Source organism: Streptomyces sp. NTD107 (genome assembly GCF_059510435.1).
In genome coordinates this window covers 282,015-298,705 of sequence record NZ_JCAJZV010000003.1, presented here as the reverse complement: position 1 = coordinate 298,705, position 16,691 = coordinate 282,015, and the positions used below count along the sequence as shown (strand labels likewise).

The following is a 16,691-nucleotide window of genomic DNA, read 5'->3' as shown; positions in this document are numbered from 1 at the left end:
GTACGCGCGGTCCACGTGCGCCCGCGCGCCACTGGCTGACATCCTCACCACCATGTTGACGGTCCGTACCGGCCCATAAGATCGTCGCTGGTACGCAACTCAACGAACACATGGGTGGGTGGGCAGCATGCGCGGCCGGAACATCACAGTCGCAGTCACCGTCGCGGTCGCCATCGCCGTCGGCGGCTGCATGGCCGTCGAGGAGGTCACCGAGGACTCGGCGGCCGAGACCGACCCGACAACCCCGGGCGACAACGCCCCGCCGCCCACCGACTTCATCGTCACGGCGCTCCCCGGGCTGCCCACCCCCGAGGACGCCCGCACCCAGCTCGGTGAGCTGACCATCGCCGAACAGCGGCCGATGACCGGCTACGACCGCGACAAGTTCCCGCACTGGTCCTCCCAGGACGGCTGCACGGCCCGCCAGCGGGTACTGCTGCGCGACGGCGAGAACGTCGTCACCGACGACAAGTGCAAGCCCACCTCCGGCACCTGGTACAGCGCCTACGACGGGGTGACGCTGAACGAGGCCAAGGACGTGGACATCGACCACATGGTCCCGCTGGCCAACGCCTGGCGCTCCGGCGCCGACACCTGGGACAACGACCGGCGCGCCGCGTTCGCCAACGATCTGACCCACCCCCAGCTGCTGGGCGTCAGCGCCGCCTCCAACCGCTCCAAGGGTGACCAGGGGCCCGAGGACTGGCAGCCGCCGCTGGAGGACTTCTGGTGCGAGTACGGGCTGGCCTGGACCCGCGTCAAGCACGAGTACGACCTGACGGTCACCCAGGACGAGCACGACGAACTCGGCGCCATGCTCAACACCTGCCCTGCCTGACACCTGACCTCCCCGAACTCCCCTACCTCGCCGAACTCGCCGCCGGCGCCCCGGTGCGCCGGCCGCACGGCGGGGAGGAGGCGGCCGTGTACGCGGTGGGCGACTCGCTCGCCGTACGCGTCGCCCCGCCGTGGCAGCCGCCGGAGCTGGTCCGCTGGTGCGCCGACCTGGCCCTGGCCGCCGCCACGGGCCCGCACGCGGTGCCGGAGGCGATCGCCCCACTGGACGTACGGACGGTCGACGGCCGCACCGTATCCGTATGGCCGCTGGTGACGGACGCGGAGCCGCCGGACCCGGACGCACCCGGGATGGCCGCACAGGCGGCGCGGCTGCTCGCCCGGCCGCACCGCGCGCCGGCGGACCACCGGCCGGCCACCCCGCGCCCGGCGGCGGCGTTCGCCGCCCAGCGGGGACCGGTGGAGGGCCTCGCCGACCCCGAGCTCGACGCGTGGCCGGCCGACTTCCCGCACACCTCACGGGCCGGACCGCAGCCGCTGCACGGCGACTACTGGAGCGGCAACACCCTGGCCAGGGACGGCCGGCTGGTGGCCGTACTGGACTGGGACGAGGCGTACATCGGCCCGCCGGCGGCCGATGCGGCGGCCGGGGCACTGGAGTGGGCGGACGAGTTCGGCACGGACCGCGCGGCGCGGCAGGAGTTCGCGGCACAGTACGCGGCGGCCGGCGGCCCGGCCGGGCTGGTCGATGAGGTGACGCTCGTTCAGCTGATGCGGCACCGGCTGCGCCGCGAGGCCGCCTACTTCACGCTGGCGCGGGACCGGGGCGCCACGCACGACGCGGAGGAGTGGGCGTACCACCGGCGGCGGACGGCGGCGTTCGCCGCGCTTCGGCCCTGAGCGGGCGATGGTGCGCAAGTCGGTGCGAACCACCGGCTCGTGGACGGTCAGGAGGGGCGGTAGTTCTCGGCCTTGTCGAGGATGGTGGTGAACTTCTGCCACCGCTCGGCGGCTTCGGCCGTGGGGCCCACCGTGAAATCCTCCGGGTCGAGGAAGTCCAGCCTCGCCCGGGTGGCCGGGTCCAGGTCCCGCCACGCCGCCTCGTCCTGTGGTGATCGAGCCACCGGGCGATGCTACCGCCCCGAACGGCCGGTGGCCCCGTACCGCGCGGTGCCGCGCCGTACGGGGCCACCAGGCCCGCTGGGTCAGCCCAGCCTGAGCAGCTTGCTGGTGAAGCCGGGCTCCGTCAGCTCGTGCTGGAGCGCCACCGGGACGGTGGTCTCGCTGCCGCCGGTGCCGTCGCCGACCGTGAGGGTGCCGACCTCGGTGCCGGCGTCGGCGGAGTGCGGCAGGGGTTCGCCGGTGCCGCCGTCACCGGCACCGTTCAGCTTCAGGCTGAGCTTCAGCCCGGGCCAGCCGGCCGCCTTGACGTCCTCGGTCACGATGACGGGCGTACGGCCGCCGAGACCGTCGTCCACGTACCCGACGACATCGCCGGCGCTGAGCACCGTCTCCTCGATCAGCTCCTGCTGTGCGAAGCGGATCAGCGCGTCGCCGGCGGTGAGCGCGCCGGTGAGGATGGACAGGTCCGAAGGGTGCGCGGGCTGGCGCAGCACGGCGCCGACGATCAGGCGGGTCTCGTCGCCGACGGTCTGTTCGGCGGCGAAGAGCAGGTTGCCCAGGGCGGTGGTGGTGGTGCCGGTCTTGATGCCGACCACACCGTTCATCGGGACCAGGTGATTCCAGTTGCCGTGCAGGTCACCGTTGCGGTCGGTGTAGCTGGGCAGCCGGACGATCTGCCGGAACACCGGGTCCTCCATGGCCGCCTTGCCGAGGATGACCTGGTCCTCGGCGGTGCTGACGGTGTCCGGGTTGAGGCCGGAGGGGTCGGTGTAGGTGGTGTTCTTCATGCCGAGTTCGGCGGCGGTCTCGTTCATCTTGGCGACGAAGTCGGCCTCGGAACCGGCATCCCAGCGGGCGAGCAGCCGGGCCACGTTGTTGGCGGAGGCGATCATGATCGCCTGCATGGCCTCGCGCTGGGTGAGGGTGTCGCCGTTGGCGACGCCGACCACCGACTCGTCGTCGGAGTCGCCGAGGGCCACGTCGTCCTCGGCCTGCTGATCGACGGGGATCTCGGCGCCGGTGGACTCCGGGTCGGGGTCCATGGGGTGGTCGCGCATGATGATGTACGCCGTCATGACCTTGGCGACCGAGGCGATCGGCACCGGCTCCTGATCGCCGGAGCTGCCGAACGAGCCGATGCCGTCCACGTCGAGGGCCGCCTGGCCGGATTCCGGCCAGGGTGCGGTGGGGGCGTCGCCGCCGAAGGTGAAGGTCTCGGCGGCGGTGAGGTGGAGGGTGGGGTCGGGGAGCGGCCGTACGGACTGGGCGACCGCGAGGATGATCAGGAGCAGGAGGACCAGGGGCGTCCAGATCTTGACCCGCCGCACGGCGTTGCGGAGCGGAGTGGGCGGCGGCGGAGGCGTGTTGGTGAGCGCGGCCAGCAGTTCGAGCGGCGCCCGCTCGGAGTCCGCCAACGGCGGCGGCCCGCCGGGCATCGGCGGAACATCCGGGCCGGAGCCCGGCTTCGGCGGTATGGACCCGCCGCCATCGGGCGCCGCGCCCGGCTGCGTCGGGGTGTTCCCCGGGAGCGTCGCGGGCGGGGCCGTGGGTCCGCCGTCGTGGTCCGCCGGCGGGGCGGGGACCTCTGTGGCGCCCGACGCGCCGGATGCGTCCGGCTTCGCCGGGGCTGGGGCGGCCGGGCCGCCGGTCGAGCCCCCGGGCGCAGGGTCCGGCCGCGACGAGGTGTCCCGGGCGGCTGCCGCCGCCGGGGAGAAGACCATCGTCGCGTCCGGTCCAACAGACGCACCGCCGTCCGCCCCACCGGCAGCAACCCCCGGCTTCGCGGGTGCCGGGGCGTCCGGGCCGTCGTCCGACCCGGCCGAGGCAGTACCGGCATTGGCGGGCGTCCCCGAAGCGTCCGAGGCATCGTCCGACCCCGCCGAAACGGCACCGGCACCGGCCGGCCCATCCGGTGGCGCGATCGGCCGGGCCGGGCTGTCGGTCGAGGCCCCGGGGGCGCCGGCCGGCTTCGCGGGGGTGTTCCCCGCGGGTGCCGGGTCCGGGTCGGCAGCCGCGGCGGCCCGCGGCTTCGCCTCATCGGAACCGGCGCCGTCGGACGACCCCGCGGCCGTCGCCGTGGAGAGCACCATCGTCCCGTCGGCACCAGCGGTCTCCCCGGAGTCGCCACCGGCGGCGGACCGCCCGGCCGGTGCCGCGTCCGAGCGGGCCGGAACCGTCCCCGCGCCATCGGACGGCCCAGCGGCTGCCCGGTCCGGCCGTGCCGGGATGCTCGCTCCGGCGCCGTCTTCCGTGGCCGAGGTGGCGGACCCTTCGGCGGCCGGCCGGCCGCTCGGCTTCGCCGGGACCGGGCCGGGGCCCTGGGACGGCTCCGCGCGGGGGTCCCGGGCAGCGGTCGGCGCCGTGGAGGGCGCCACCGTTCCGTCGCTGCCGGCGCTCTTGGCGGCGCTCTCGCCGCCGCTCCGCTCCGCCCCGGCCGCGTCCCCACCGGCCGCGTCCCCACCGGCGGCCGACCGCCCGGCCGATGCCGCGCCCTTGCCCTCGCCCTCGCCCTCGGGTGCGCCGTGCGACCGGGCCGGGGCCGGCTGGGTAGACGGGGTCGACGGGGTAGACGGGGCCGACGGGGTTGCGGGAACTGTTTCCGGGGGGCCGGACGTCCTTTCCCCTGACCGCTGCTGATCCCGATCCCGCTCCGCGATGTCCGGGGACTCGCCCGCCACCGTGCCTCCTAGCAACCTGATCTTCATACGTTCGCCGCTGCCTAACAGTCTGCCGGGTGCTGTGCACCGTGGCTGACCACTCCCGCGGTGGCGGAAATCCGCCCTCCTCCCCCTTTGACGGCCCCGACATATCTACGGGTTCCATCACAAATCAACCACGCACTCTCGACAGAGTCATGTGAGAGGCGTCACCCTGTCTTTCATCCACGCGGGGAGGCATGGATGAGCAGGAGTCGTAGGACCATTCCGGAGGAGCTGCTGCTGCTCGCTCTGGACCCGGCCACGGGTACCACCGCACAGCCGCAGTCACTCGACCTCGGTCTGGCCGGAGCCCAGCTAGTGGAGCTGGCGCTGGCAGGACGGATAGCCCCGGACGGGGACCGCATAGCCGTGGTGCTGCCACGGCCGACTGGAGATCCCACTTTGGACTCCGCCCTGGAGTTGCTGCGCCGCCGTGGCAGCCCCGTACGGGCGGTCAACTGGATCGGCGGGCCCCGGCTGGGGCTGCGCCAGACGTATCTCACCCATCTCGAACGCTGCGGCATGGTGCACGCGGTCGAGAACCAGATGTGCGGCGTGCTGCCCACCACCCGGTATCAGGCGACGGACACCGCCGTCAGCCGGCAGATCCGGGCGCGGCTGGACACCGCCATCCGCACCGGGACCCCACCGGATGCCCGTACCGCCGCGCTCGCGGCGCTCGCGCATGCCGTGGGTCTTGGGAAGCATCTGTATCCCGGGAACGAGGGGCGGTCATCCCGCTCCCGGTTGCGGGATCTGATCCGGCACGACCCGATGGGCGGGCTGGTGGCGCACGCGGTCATGGATGTGCAGAACGGGGTGGCCGGCCAGGCCGCCGCCCGGCGTCAGCAACAACAGCAGCAGCAACAGCAGACGGCGACGGAGCGGACCCCCGCCACCGTCGGCCCTGCGCCCGCCGCCGCTGCCACCGCCGGGGCCGGGGTGCGCGTACGTTCGCGTTCGCTCTCCCACTAGACCAACCGGGAGCCGCATCCGGCATGGGGTGCGGCCGGGGTGCCGATCCGCACCCCGGCCGTACCCCATGCCGGTGTTTTCCAGCGGGCATACCTCCGTAGATGGCAGGCTGCTGAGCACCAGTCATATTGATCTACGTTACGGAGGTGCATCGTCTGTGGCGGGTAATGTCAATCCCACTGTCCGGCGGCGCAGGCTCGGTCAGGAACTGCGGCGGCTCCGCGAGGACAAGGGCATGACGGCCGAGGAGGTCGCCGACCGGCTGCTGGTGTCGCAGTCGAAGATCAGCCGCCTGGAGAACGGTCGCCGCAGCATAAGCCAGCGCGATGTGCGCGACCTGTGCGGCGTCTATGACGTCGATGACAAGAAGCTGATCGAGTCCCTCATGCAGATGGCCCGGGAGTCGCGGCTTCAGGGCTGGTGGCACGCGTTCGCCGAACTGTCGCCCACCTACAGCGTGTACATCGGGCTGGAGATGGACGCGTCCTCGCTGCGCGTGTACGAGCCGCAGATCGTGCCTGGGCTGCTCCAGACGCACGATTACGCGGCGGCGGTGATCGCCGGGGCGCTGCCCGAGGTGGCGCTCGAAGAGGTGGACAGCCGCGTCCAGGTGCGGTTGCGGCGCCAGCACCGGATTCATGAGGACCGGGTGCCGCTGCGGCTGTGGGCGGTGGTGGACGAGGGCGCGCTCCGGCGCACGGTGGGTGGTGTGGAGACGATGCGCGGGCAGGTGGAGCAGTTGCTGGACTGTTCGCGGCTGCCGCACGTGACCTTGCAGGTGATGCCGTTCTCGGCGGGTGCGCATCCGGGGGTGAACGGCCAGTACACGATCATGGAGTTTCCGGAGAATTCGGATTCCACGGTGGTGTATCTGGAGGGCGTCACCAACGATCTGTATCTGGAGAAGCCGCACGATGTGCAGCATTACAGTGTGATGTACGAGCATTTGCGGGCGCAGGCGCTCAGTCCGGAGCAGACCAGGGAGTTCCTGGAGGGGCTGCTGGCGGAGTTCACCAAGCAGGCGTCGTAGGCCGTCACATCACACCCCGGCCCACCCCGGCCTCGAAAGTCGCAGATTGTAGGGTCAGATTCCTTTTCAGTAAAGAGAATTACGCGCTCATCATTCGGTCGGGTGAAGTTCTCCGTCAGGTGTCCGGCCGGACGAGTACGGTCGCTCCGACGCGCCGCCGAATGATCTCCAGCGGCGCCCCCACCCCCACCGGGAGAGAGAGCCGGAGCAGCCATGGCAGTGAAGCAGGGCACCACCCCCACCTGGACGAAGTCCTCATATTCGGGCGGAAATGGCGCCTGTATCGAGGTGAGGTCCGAGACACCCGCTCTGCTCACCGTCCGGGACTCCAAAGTCCCGGCCGGGCCGCGGCTCGGATTCGGCACGGCGCCCTGGACCACGTTCGTCGGCGCGGTGGGCCAGACCGGCTTGCAGCCGCGCTGAGCCGTACGCGTACGGGTGCCCGCCCGTTCTCTCCCACCACGCCGGGAGGGCACCCGTACCCGTACGCACTCCGCCCCGCTCAGCCGCGCGGGTACCGCTCCAGCCACGCCGCCGCCGACTCCCCCGGGCCGTGCAGCGCCGGCCCCTGCGTCATCTCCAGCGCGAAGTCGTCCGCCAGCTCGGCGATCACCGCCCGCCCCTCCAACTCCACCAGCCAGCCCGGCGGCAGCGCCGTCTCACCGTGCAGCGCGCCCAGCAGATTGCCGCACACCGACCCCGTGGAGTCCGAGTCACCGCCGTGATTGACCGCGAGCAGCAGCCCGTGCTCCATGTCCTCCGCGACCAGCGCGCAGTACACCCCGATCGCCAGCGCCTCCTCGGCCACCCACCCCTCCCCCAGCGACGCCACCCGCTCCGGGGACGGCAGCCCCTGCCGCACGGCGCCCAGCGCCCGCTTGAGAGCGTCCGTGGTCTCCTCGTGGTCCGGCCAGCTGCTCAGCTGCACCAGCGCCTTCTGTACGGCCGCGTCCAGCCCGTCGCCGCGCACCAGCCCGTGCGTGATCGCCGCGAACGCCCCCGCCGCCAGCCGCCCCGTGGGATGCCCGTGCGTCTGCGCCGCGCACTCCACGCCCAGCTGGAACACCAGCTGCGGCTCCCAGCCCACCAGCAGCCCGAACGGCGCCGACCGCATCACCGTGCCGCAGCCCTTCGAGCCGACGTTCTTGGGCTTCTCGACGGTGCCCATCACGTCGTCCGCCAGCCCGCTCAGACAGGCGTTGCCCGGCGCCCGCTGCGCGTACAGCCACTCCTGCCGGGCCAGCCAGCCGTCGCCCGCCCGCCGCTCGTCCGGCCCCCACTCGTGCTGGGTGCGGTACCAGCGGCGGTACGCGGCGTGCACATCGGTCGGCGGATGCCAGGCGCCGGTGTCCCGCCGCACATGGGCGCGGATCAGCCCGTCCACCGTGAACAGCGTCATCTGCGTGTCGTCGGTGATCGCGCCGCGCCGCCCGTACGCCTGCACGTAGTCGCGCACCCCCTGCGGACCGTACGTCTCGCGGATCGCCTCCAGCGAGTCGAACTCCACGCCCGCGCCCAGCGCGTCCCCGATCGCGCCGCCCAGCAGGCAGCCGCGCACGCGGGAGCGGAACTCCTGCTGCTCCGCGCGCCCCCATATCGCGCCGGCCACCGGCCCCGGCGCCGTCACCGGCCACCGCCGCTGGCGGTTCCGACCACCGGCAGCAGCGCCGGCAGCTTCCCGTCGGCCGCGTGCGCCGCCGCCGTACGCTCGGCGCCGACCGCCCCGTACAGCGTGGTCCGCAGCTTCGACGGCCGCCCGGCCGCCTCGGCGATCGCCCGCAGGTCGGCCACCGAGCGGTACGAGCCGTACGCCGAGCCGGCCATCCGGGAGATGGTCTCCTCCATGAGTGTGCCTCCGAGGTCATTGGCGCCCGATCGCAGCATCTCGGCGGCGCCCTCGGCCCCAAGTTTCACCCAGCTGGTCTGGATATTGGTGATGTAGGGGTGAAGGAGCAGCCGGGCCATCGCCGTCACCGCCCGGTTGTCGCGGGCGGTGGGGCCCGGGCGGGCGATGCCGGCCAGATAGACGGGGGCGTTGGTGTGGATGAAGGGAAGCGTCACGAACTCCGTGAAACCCGCGACACCCTTCTCCTGGTTGGCGCGCTGGATGCCGGCCAGCGTGCGGAAGTGGCCCAGCCAGTGCCGGGGGCTGTCCACATGCCCGTACATCATGGTGGAGGAGGACCGCAGCCCCACCTCGTGGGCGGTGGAGATCACCTCCACCCAGGTGTCGGCGGGCAGCTTGCCCTTGGTGAGGATCCAGCGCACCTCGTCGTCCAGGATCTCCGCCGCCGTGCCCGGGATCGAGTCCAGGCCCGCCTCCTTGGCCGCCGTCAGCCACTCGCGGATGGACAGCCCGGTGCGCGAGGCCCCGTTGATGACCTCCATCGGCGAGAACGCGTGCACATGGATGCCGGGCACCTTCTCCTTCACGGCGCGCACGATGTCGAAGTAGGCGTCGCCGGGCAGATCGGGGTGGATGCCGCCCTGCATGCACACCTCCACCGCGCCCACCTCCCACGCCTGCGCGGCGCGCTCGGCGACCTGGTCGAGGGAGAGGGTGTACGCGTCGGCGTCGGTGCGGCGCTGCGCGAAGGCGCAGAACCGGCAGCCGGTGTAGCAGATATTGGTGAAGTTGATGTTGCGGGTGACGATGTACGTGACCTCGTCGCCGACGACATCGCGCCGCAGATCGTCGGCGGTACGGCACAGGGCGTCCAGCGCCGGCCCGTCCGCGTGCAGCAGGGCGAGCGCCTGGGCGTCGGTCAGCCGCGTCGGGTCGCCGGCCGCCACCGACAGGGCCTCCCGTACGTCCGCCTCGATCCGCTCGGGCACCATGCCGGGCGCGGCGGCCTCGCGCAGCGCGGACCAGTCCCCGTACACCTCGTCGAAGTCGGTGCGGCGATCCCCGGTACGGCCCTCCGTATCGACTTCGCGGTGCAGGGCGGTGCGGCCGGAGGCGGTCAGCGGCTCGTCCGGCTCCTGCCAGGGCAGCCCGCGCGGGGCGGCGTCCGGGCGGGCCAGGCCGGTGTCCGGGTCGGCGAGCGCCCGTACGTGCGGCAGCACCCGCGGGTCCAGCCAGGGCTCGCCGCGCCGGATGAACTCCGGATAGATGGTCAGCCGCTCGCGCAGCTCGAACCCGGCGGCGGCGGTACGGGCGGCCAGCGCGTCGATCACCGGCCAGGGGCGCTCGGGGTTGACGTGGTCGGGGGTGAGCGGCGAGACGCCGCCCCAGTCGTCGATGCCGGCCCGGATGAGCAGGGCGTACTGCTCGTCGACGAGGTTCGGCGGCGCCTGGATGCGGGCGGCGGGGCCCAGCAGCAGCCGGGCCGTGGCGATGGTGGCGGCCAGCTCCGCCACCTCGGCGTCCGGGGTGGCGCGCATCGCCGTGTCCGGCTTGGCCCGGAAGTTCTGCACGATGACTTCCTGGATGCCGCCGTACGCGCGGGCGGTGCGGCGCAGCGCGAACAGCGCGTCCGCGCGCTCCGCGTACGTCTCGCCGATGCCGATCAGGATCCCGGTGGTGAACGGGACGTTGGAGCGGCCGGCGTCCTCCAGGACACGCAGCCGTACCGCCGGCTCCTTGTCGGGCGAGCCGTGGTGCGGGCCGCCCGGCTCGGACCACAGCCGGGTCGCGGTGGTCTCCAGCATCATGCCCATGGACGGGGCGACCGGCTTCAGCCGCTGGAAGTCGGTCCAGGTCAGCACGCCCGGGTTGAGATGCGGCAGCAGCCCGGTCTCCTCCAGGACCCGGATCGCCATCGCGCGGACATAGGCGAGCGTGTCGTCGTACCCCTCGGCCTCCAGCCACTCCCGGGCCTCCGGCCAGCGGTCCTCGGGGCGGTCGCCGAGCGTGAACAACGCCTCCTTGCAGCCGAGGGCCGCCCCCTGGCGGGCGATGTCCAGCACCTCGTCGGGAGACAGGAACATGCCGTGGCCCGCGCGGCGCAGCTTGCCGGGCACGGTGACGAAGGTGCAGTAGTGGCAGCGGTCCCGGCACAGCCGGGTGAGCGGAATGAAGACCTTCTTGGAGTAGGTGATGACCCCGGGGCGGCCGGCGGCCTCCAGGCCGGCGTCCCGTACCCGGCCCGCCGCCACCGCCAGTCGTTCGAGGTCATCGCCACGGGCTTGGAGCAGCACCTCCGCCTCGGCCGCGTCCAGCGCCACCCCGTCGCCGGCCCGGCGCAGCGCGCGCCGCATGGCGTTCTGTGTTGGTCCCTGCGCGCTTGTCGTCATTCTCCGAGCATACGAGCGGGACGGGAGCGCGCGGCCGGGAATGTCACTGTGCGGTGACACGATGTCTAACCCACTCTTTCTCGGGGAGAGTTCAGACCGATAGACTCCAACGTTCGGCAACGTTCGCCCCAGCAGCGTTTCAGAAGCGGTCGAGAAGCAGAGGACACTCATGGCCGAAGGCAAGGGGATCCCGGTGCGCAATGCCGCCTTGCGGTTCGCCGTACTCGGCCCGGTACGGGCCAGGGACGGCGAGACCGAACTGCCCACCGGAAGCCCCCAGCAGCGCGCCCTGCTGGCCGCGCTGCTGCTGCGCGGCGGAAGTACCGCCACGGCGCAGCAGCTGGTGGACGCGATATGGGGAGAACAGGCCCCGCAGCAGGCGGTCGCGGCGCTGCGCACGTACGCCTCGCGGATGCGCAAGTCGCTGGGCGCGCGGGCGGAGGACGTCTGGATCAGCGAACTCGGCGGGTACGCGCTGCGGCTCGGCCCGCACGACGAGCTGGACCTGGACCGGATGCGGCGGCTGGTCGGGCGGGCGGACGCGGCGGCCTCGGCCGGCGACCTCGACAAGGCGCTGGAGCTGTACGGGTCGGCGCTGGCGCTGTGGGACGGCGAGCCGCTGGCCGGGGTGCCGGGCCCGGACGCCGAACTGCACCGGGCACGGCTGGCCGAGGAGCAGGCGGCGCTGCTGGAGAACCGCCTCGATGTGGCGCTCCAGGCCGGGCTGCACGCCGAGTCGGTGTCGGAGCTGACCGCGCTGACCACGGTGCATCCGCTGCGGGAACGGCTGCGCGAGCTGCTGATGCTGGCGCTGTACCGCAGCGGCCGGCAGGCGGAGGCGCTCGCCGTGTACGCGGACGCGCGCCGCATCCTCATCGACGAACTCGGGGTCGAACCGCGCCACGAGCTGTCGGAGTTGCAGCAGCGGATCCTGAACGCCGACGCCACACTGGCGCACCCGACGGACGCCCCGGCGGCCGTGCCGGCACTGGTACGGCCGGCCCAACTCCCCGCCGCCGTACCCGACTTCACGGGGCGGGCGGCGTTCGTCGCCGAGCTGGGGCGGCAACTGGCCGCCTCCGGCGGGCGGGTGATGGCCGTCTCGGCGGTCGCCGGGATCGGGGGCGTCGGCAAGACGACGCTGGCGGTGCAGGTGGCGCACGAGGCGCGCGAGCAGTTCCCGGACGGCCAGCTGTACGTCGATCTCCAGGGCGCCGGGCCCTCCCCCAGCGACCCGGAGGCGGTACTCGGGGCGTTTCTGCGCGCGCTGGGCGTGGCCGACGCGGCGATCCCGGACGGGATCGCGGAGCGCTCCGGCCTCTTCCGGTCGCTGCTGGACGGGCGGCGGGTGCTGGCCCTGCTGGACAACGCGCGCGACGCGGCCCAGGTGCGTCCGCTGCTGCCGGGCACGCCGGGCTGCGCGGCGCTGGTGACCAGCCGGATCCGGATGGTGGACCTGGCCGGCGCCCACCTGGTGGACCTGGATGTGATGAGCCCCGAGGAGGCCCTGACGCTGTTCGCCCGCATCGTGGGGCGCGAACGGGTCAATGCCGAGCGGGACGCGGCGATGGACGTGGTCGCGGCGTGCGGCTTCCTGCCGCTGGCGATCCGGATCGCGGCGGCCCGGCTGGCGTCCCGGCGCACCTGGACGGTGTCGGTACTGGCCCGCAAGCTCAGCGACGAACGGCGCCGGCTGGACGAACTCCAGGCCGGCGACCAGGCGGTGGCGGCCACCTTCGAGCTGGGATACGGGCAGCTGGACGCGGAGCAGGCGCGGGCGTTCCGGCTGCTGGGCCTGGTCGAGGGCCCGGACATCTCGGTGACGGCGGCGGCCTCCCTCCTGGACCGGGAGGCGCACACCACCGAGGACCTGCTGGAGTCCCTGGTGGACACCTCCCTGCTGGAGTCGGCGGCCCCCGGCCGCTACCGCTTCCACGACCTGGTACGGCTGTTCGCCCGGGCCTGCGCCGAACGCGACGAACAGCCCCCGGCGGAACGGGAGGCGGCGCTGGCCCGGCTGCTGGACTTCTACCTGGCCACGAGCGCCAAGGTCTTCGCCCTGAAGCGCCCCGGCGGCCGGCTGGTGGAACACCTGGAGACCACGTACCAGCCTCCGGTGGACTTCGACAGCGACGAGCAGGCCCAGGACTGGCTGTTCGCCGAGGCGGGCGGCCTGCTGAGCGCCGCCCAGGCGGTCGCCATGTCCCGGAAGGTACGGACGGCCGCCGATCTGCTGCTGGTGGCCCGGGGGCTCGCCGAATCGGGGGCATACGCACGGCAGTTCATGCTGGCCTGCGAGGCAGTGCTGGGGGAAGCCCGACTGCGCGAGGATCCGCACGCCCAGGGCCGGGCCCATTTCGCACTGACGCTGGCCTACAGCCTCTCCGGCCGCTTCGAGCTGGCCGATGAACACGCCCAGCACGCCATGCTGCTGGGCGTCGCGGCCCAGGACTTGATGGTACAGACCCACGCGCTCAGCGAGCGGGGCATCATCGCGATCTACCAAGGCAACGACGAGGCGGCCGAGACCTACCTCAACGAGTCGTTGGCGGCCTACCGGGAGGAGGGTAACCATGCGGGGGAAGCCAACACCCTCAGCAACCTGTCCCGGGTCCTGGGCAACCTGGGACGTTTGGACGCAGCCGTCCAGGTGGCCCGCCAGGCGCTCTCGATCCACCGGAGAATGGGCTCCGTCCTGCGACTCGGCAACGGACATTACGCCCTCGGGGTCGCACTGAGCCGGGGTGGCGCGCACCAGGAGGCATTGCGTGAACTCGCCACGGCCCTGGGTATCTTCGAAAACCACCGGCAGCCGATGTGGGTCGGGATGACCCTGCTGCGGCAGGCCGAGGCGCTGCTGGAGACCGATGAAGCCGGTGAGGCCGCGGTGAAGGCCGAGGACGCCCTGACCCAGTTGCGGGACATCGGCGGCGACTGGCGCCGGGGCTTGGTGCTGACGGTGCTCGGCCGGGCGCTCGATGCCATCGGACACTCCGACCGGGCCCGGGCTTGCTGGGAGCAGGCCCTCAAGTTCTTCGAGGAGTCGGGAAGTCCCGAAGCGGAGGATGTCCGCAACCGTCTGGCAGCCGTCGGCGTCTGAATCAGACGAAACGGCCGCATCAACAGCACCGTCCGGGCGTTCAGCGAACATTTATCGCCGGCTGACATCTTCTGTCTCGGCAGCCGAATACGGGGGGTGCCGGGCAGGCCGCGCATACCGCAGGGGGGATGGCGGTGGCCTGCTCTCTAGAGCACGAATAGGGGAGTTCAACATGACCGACGTCAAGTCTCTGGATGACAACCGCGTTACGGGGGAGCTCACCGTCGGGGAGGACAGCAACGTCACCTCGGAGCCCAAGGGTGGCAAGGTGAAGCCGCAGGAGGACAGCAACGTCACCTCGGAGCCCACGGTGCTGGAGGACAGCAACGTCACCTCGGAGCCCGTCAAGTAGCGACAGCACCAGACCCAGGGACCGGCTGTGTCAGCTCTTCGCTCGCACAGCCGGTTCTTGCTGTGCGAAGCCGGGCACCTACCCATTACCGCCCTGTCCTCGGCATCGGAAGCCGTGGGTGGGGTTCTGACGGGGGATTCCTTCACTCTCGATATCAGGAGATACGTATGACGCGCACGAAAAAGGTCCTTTCGACTCTCGCCATCGCCGCCGCGGTCGTCGGAGGGACCGCGGCTCAGGCGCTGGCCGCCGACACGCACATGACGAACATCCCGACCGGTGCCGGCCTCGTGGTCGACGCTCCCGCCGAGGACGGCCACGTCACCGTGAAGCCGCTGGAGGACGACAACGTCACGGTGAAGCCGCTGGAGGACAGCCACGTCTCCGACATACGGCCGCTTGAGGACAGCCACATCTCCGACGTCCAGGGTGGCTGGGACTGGTAAGCGGATCGGTCGGCCGGCCGGCTGAACGGCCGGCCGGCTGAGCCGCTGAACGGTGGGGGCGGACCCGGGAGGGTCCGCCCCCTTCGCGTTTAGCGGTTGTTTATGGCGGGCTGTCATGCTCATCGTGTCCGGTCACACAGGGGTGCGTGACCGGTCTCCCAGGGGGGATCAGATCCGTTCAGCGACCGCGGGGGAGGCGCTGAACGGATCGGGGTCCGATCGGCCCGGGTGGCGTGGAGGGGGCGCCATCCGGGCCGTTCTGCTATGCCGTTCTGCTATGCCGTTCTGCTATTGCTACGGCACGTAGACGGTGGCGGCCGGCGGGCTGGTCTCCGCCGGGCCGAACTCCAGCAGCTCGCGGCCGAAGATCCGGGCCTCACCGGCCGGATGGAAGCCGTACTCCTCCGGCGAGGCGACCCCGGCAGGCGGCAGCGCCAGCACCTCCGCCTCCTCCCGCAGCAGCGCGCCCATCCCCGTACCGGCACCGACCCGCGACACCTCGCCATCGGTCAGGGTCACCGTCAGCACGGCGTAGGCCGGGCCGGCACCACGCTCGCTCACCGGCAGGCTGGTGAGGACCAGGGTGCCCGACTGGCGGCCGGCACCATCCGGTCCGTCCGCCGCCCACACCGCCTCGGCCGACAGCCGCCGCTCCAGCCACGCGGGAAGATCGAGGCCGCCGGAGGCGACGGTGCCGCGCGGCACACCGTGCAGGACGACCACATGCGCCCCCGACCCCTGGATCCCCGCCAGCACCTCGCCCGGCGGCACCCCGGCCACGTCCCAGTTGAGCACCCGGTACATGCCGCCCGCCGTGTCCACCGGCAGCGGATCGGCCGCCGGCCGCGCCGCCTCCGCCAGCGGCGGCACCGCCAGCAACACGCTCGCCGCCACCACCGGCCCGAACGGCCGCAGCAACCGGGCCGGCTGTACGGACTCCCACGCCACCCAGCCCAGCGCCAGCGCGCCGGCCACCACCAGCCACGGGCTGGGCACCAGCACCAGCGCGGCACCCACCCCGCAACCCGCCCCGGCCAGCGCCAGATCGACCGGCGCGCCGTACCCCGTGGCCGCCGTACGCCCCCAGGTGGTCAGCGCCCGGCGCAGCGCCTGCGGCAGCACGGCGAGCGCCAACAGCACCGCCGGGGCCGCCAGCGGCGACGGCAGCAGGGCGAACGTCACGGCGAGCGGCAGCGCGATCAGCACCCCGCGCGGCAGCGGTACGGACAGCGCCGCGACCCCGATCGCCGTGCCGAGAGTGATCCACACCCCGGCCAGCGTCACCGAAATCCCGGCCCAGACGGCGAGGAACGCCGGGGAACCCAGCACCGCGTACAGGCCCAGCGCCGGGCCGAGCAGCGCCACCTGGATGCCGCCGCCGGTGATGGGTGGCGGGGTGCCGAGGGCCGCCGCCCAGGCACCGGCGGCGAGCAGAACGGTCAGGAGCACCGCGAGGGAGCCACCGAGCAGGCCGCCGTGCAGCAGCGGATCCCACAGATCACCGAACAACCGCAGCGTCACATCGGCGGCCACGGCGAGCGCCACCGCCCGCGCCGCCCGCCCGGCACCGTCCTCGACGACGGCCGGCAGCCGGCGCACCACCAGCACCAGCGAGGCCAGCGCGACGGCGAGCGCCGCGCCGACGACCGGCCCGACCCGCAGCGGCTCCACCATCAGCACCGCCCACAGCACGGCGAGCACCCCCAGCGCGACCGGCAACGCGTACCGCGCCCCCAGCCACCACACCAACGGCCCGGCCAGGGCGGCGGCCATGACGGCCGGCAGGAGGAAGGGCAGATCGGATATGGAGGTACCGATAACGGTCCCGGCCAGCCGCAGCAGTTGCAGGGTGACCAGGGAAACCACAGCGGTGAGCAGCGTGAGCACGGTGGGCGTGGACCGTACGGCTACGGTCGGGATGGTCACCATGGCCGCT

At 72.6% G+C, this 16,691-nt stretch carries 12 protein-coding genes and 1 pseudogene; 8 read left to right on the top strand and 5 right to left on the bottom strand.

All coding sequences use genetic code 11. The features are described from left to right. The first annotated feature begins 127 nt into the window (after positions 1–127). A complete protein-coding gene (locus AC5WRL_RS08970) occupies positions 128–838 on the top strand; it encodes an HNH endonuclease family protein (protein WP_496087825.1) in 711 nt (236 codons plus the stop codon). Next, positions 835–1,695, top strand: coding sequence for a phosphotransferase (locus AC5WRL_RS08965; protein WP_496088004.1), 861 nt, complete (start codon positions 835–837; stop codon positions 1,693–1,695). Before AC5WRL_RS08970 ends, AC5WRL_RS08965 begins: the two co-directional genes overlap by 4 nt. A gap of 47 nt (positions 1,696–1,742) precedes the next feature. On the opposite strand, the gene AC5WRL_RS08960 is transcribed toward AC5WRL_RS08965, so the two are convergent. Both AC5WRL_RS08960 and AC5WRL_RS08955 read right to left on the bottom strand, forming a co-directional pair. Continuing rightward, on the bottom strand, positions 1,743–1,919 hold the full coding sequence (locus AC5WRL_RS08960) for a hypothetical protein (RefSeq protein ID WP_496087824.1): 177 nt from the start codon (positions 1,917–1,919) through the stop codon (positions 1,743–1,745). An 81-nt stretch (positions 1,920–2,000) separates the two neighbouring features. After that, positions 2,001–3,353 carry a D-alanyl-D-alanine carboxypeptidase gene (locus AC5WRL_RS08955; protein ID WP_496087823.1) on the bottom strand — a complete coding sequence of 451 codons (1,353 nt, stop codon included), beginning with the start codon at positions 3,351–3,353 and terminating at the stop codon, positions 2,001–2,003. 1,464 nt (positions 3,354–4,817) lie between these two features. Between AC5WRL_RS08955 and AC5WRL_RS08950 the strand changes: the two genes are divergently transcribed. The 3 genes from AC5WRL_RS08950 (at position 4,818) to AC5WRL_RS08940 (ending at position 7,044) form a co-directional block, all read left to right on the top strand. Beyond that, positions 4,818–5,591, top strand: a complete 774-nt coding sequence (locus tag AC5WRL_RS08950) for a GOLPH3/VPS74 family protein (RefSeq protein WP_496087822.1) — start codon at positions 4,818–4,820, stop codon at positions 5,589–5,591. Between the two features lie 157 nt (positions 5,592–5,748). Next, positions 5,749–6,621 (top strand): helix-turn-helix domain-containing protein, encoded by an 873-nt coding sequence (locus AC5WRL_RS08945; protein WP_496087821.1) that lies wholly within the window; start codon positions 5,749–5,751, stop codon positions 6,619–6,621. 213 nt (positions 6,622–6,834) lie between these two features. After that, positions 6,835–7,044, top strand: a complete 210-nt coding sequence (locus tag AC5WRL_RS08940; RefSeq protein ID WP_496087820.1) for a DUF397 domain-containing protein — start codon at positions 6,835–6,837, stop codon at positions 7,042–7,044. A 79-nt stretch (positions 7,045–7,123) separates the two neighbouring features. Here AC5WRL_RS08940 and AC5WRL_RS08935 read toward each other — a convergent pair whose 3' ends face one another. Then, complete coding sequence (locus tag AC5WRL_RS08935; RefSeq protein WP_496087819.1) at positions 7,124–8,230, bottom strand: ADP-ribosylglycohydrolase family protein; 1,107 nt, start codon at positions 8,228–8,230, stop codon at positions 7,124–7,126. A gap of 14 nt (positions 8,231–8,244) precedes the next feature. Next, positions 8,245–10,857, bottom strand: coding sequence for a bifunctional FO biosynthesis protein CofGH (locus tag AC5WRL_RS08930; protein WP_496087818.1), 2,613 nt, complete (start codon positions 10,855–10,857; stop codon positions 8,245–8,247). 148 nt (positions 10,858–11,005) lie between these two features. On the opposite strand from AC5WRL_RS08930, the pseudogene afsR reads away from it, so the two are divergent. The 3 genes and pseudogenes from afsR to AC5WRL_RS08915 all read left to right on the top strand — a co-directional run. Beyond that, positions 11,006–13,957: pseudogene (gene afsR / locus AC5WRL_RS08925) on the top strand (SARP-family global regulator AfsR); the annotation flags it as partial. Positions 13,958–14,129: 172 nt separating this feature from the next. Then, positions 14,130–14,309 (top strand): hypothetical protein, encoded by a 180-nt coding sequence (locus AC5WRL_RS08920; protein ID WP_496087817.1) that lies wholly within the window; start codon positions 14,130–14,132, stop codon positions 14,307–14,309. Between the two features lie 167 nt (positions 14,310–14,476). Then, positions 14,477–14,755, top strand: a complete 279-nt coding sequence (locus AC5WRL_RS08915; RefSeq protein WP_496087816.1) for a hypothetical protein — start codon at positions 14,477–14,479, stop codon at positions 14,753–14,755. Between the two features lie 294 nt (positions 14,756–15,049). On the opposite strand, the gene AC5WRL_RS08910 is transcribed toward AC5WRL_RS08915, so the two are convergent. Then, complete coding sequence (locus tag AC5WRL_RS08910) at positions 15,050–16,684, bottom strand: hypothetical protein (RefSeq protein ID WP_496087815.1); 1,635 nt, start codon at positions 16,682–16,684, stop codon at positions 15,050–15,052. Positions 16,685–16,691: the final 7 nt, after the last annotated feature.

Excerpts from the sequence above, each read along its gene's own strand:
- AC5WRL_RS08970 (WP_496087825.1), top strand. The coding sequence starts at position 128 with ATGCGCGGCCGGAACATCACAGTCGCAGTCACCGTCGCGGTCGCCATC.
- AC5WRL_RS08955 (WP_496087823.1), bottom strand. The coding sequence starts at position 3,353 with ATGCCCGGCGGGCCGCCGCCGTTGGCGGACTCCGAGCGGGCGCCGCTC.
- AC5WRL_RS08950 (WP_496087822.1), top strand. The coding sequence starts at position 4,818 with ATGAGCAGGAGTCGTAGGACCATTCCGGAGGAGCTGCTGCTGCTCGCT.
- AC5WRL_RS08940 (WP_496087820.1), top strand. The coding sequence starts at position 6,835 with ATGGCAGTGAAGCAGGGCACCACCCCCACCTGGACGAAGTCCTCATAT.
- AC5WRL_RS08930 (WP_496087818.1), bottom strand. The coding sequence starts at position 10,857 with ATGACGACAAGCGCGCAGGGACCAACACAGAACGCCATGCGGCGCGCG.
- AC5WRL_RS08920 (WP_496087817.1), top strand. The coding sequence starts at position 14,130 with ATGACCGACGTCAAGTCTCTGGATGACAACCGCGTTACGGGGGAGCTC.
- AC5WRL_RS08915 (WP_496087816.1), top strand. The coding sequence starts at position 14,477 with ATGACGCGCACGAAAAAGGTCCTTTCGACTCTCGCCATCGCCGCCGCG.
- AC5WRL_RS08910 (WP_496087815.1), bottom strand. The coding sequence starts at position 16,684 with ATGGTGACCATCCCGACCGTAGCCGTACGGTCCACGCCCACCGTGCTC.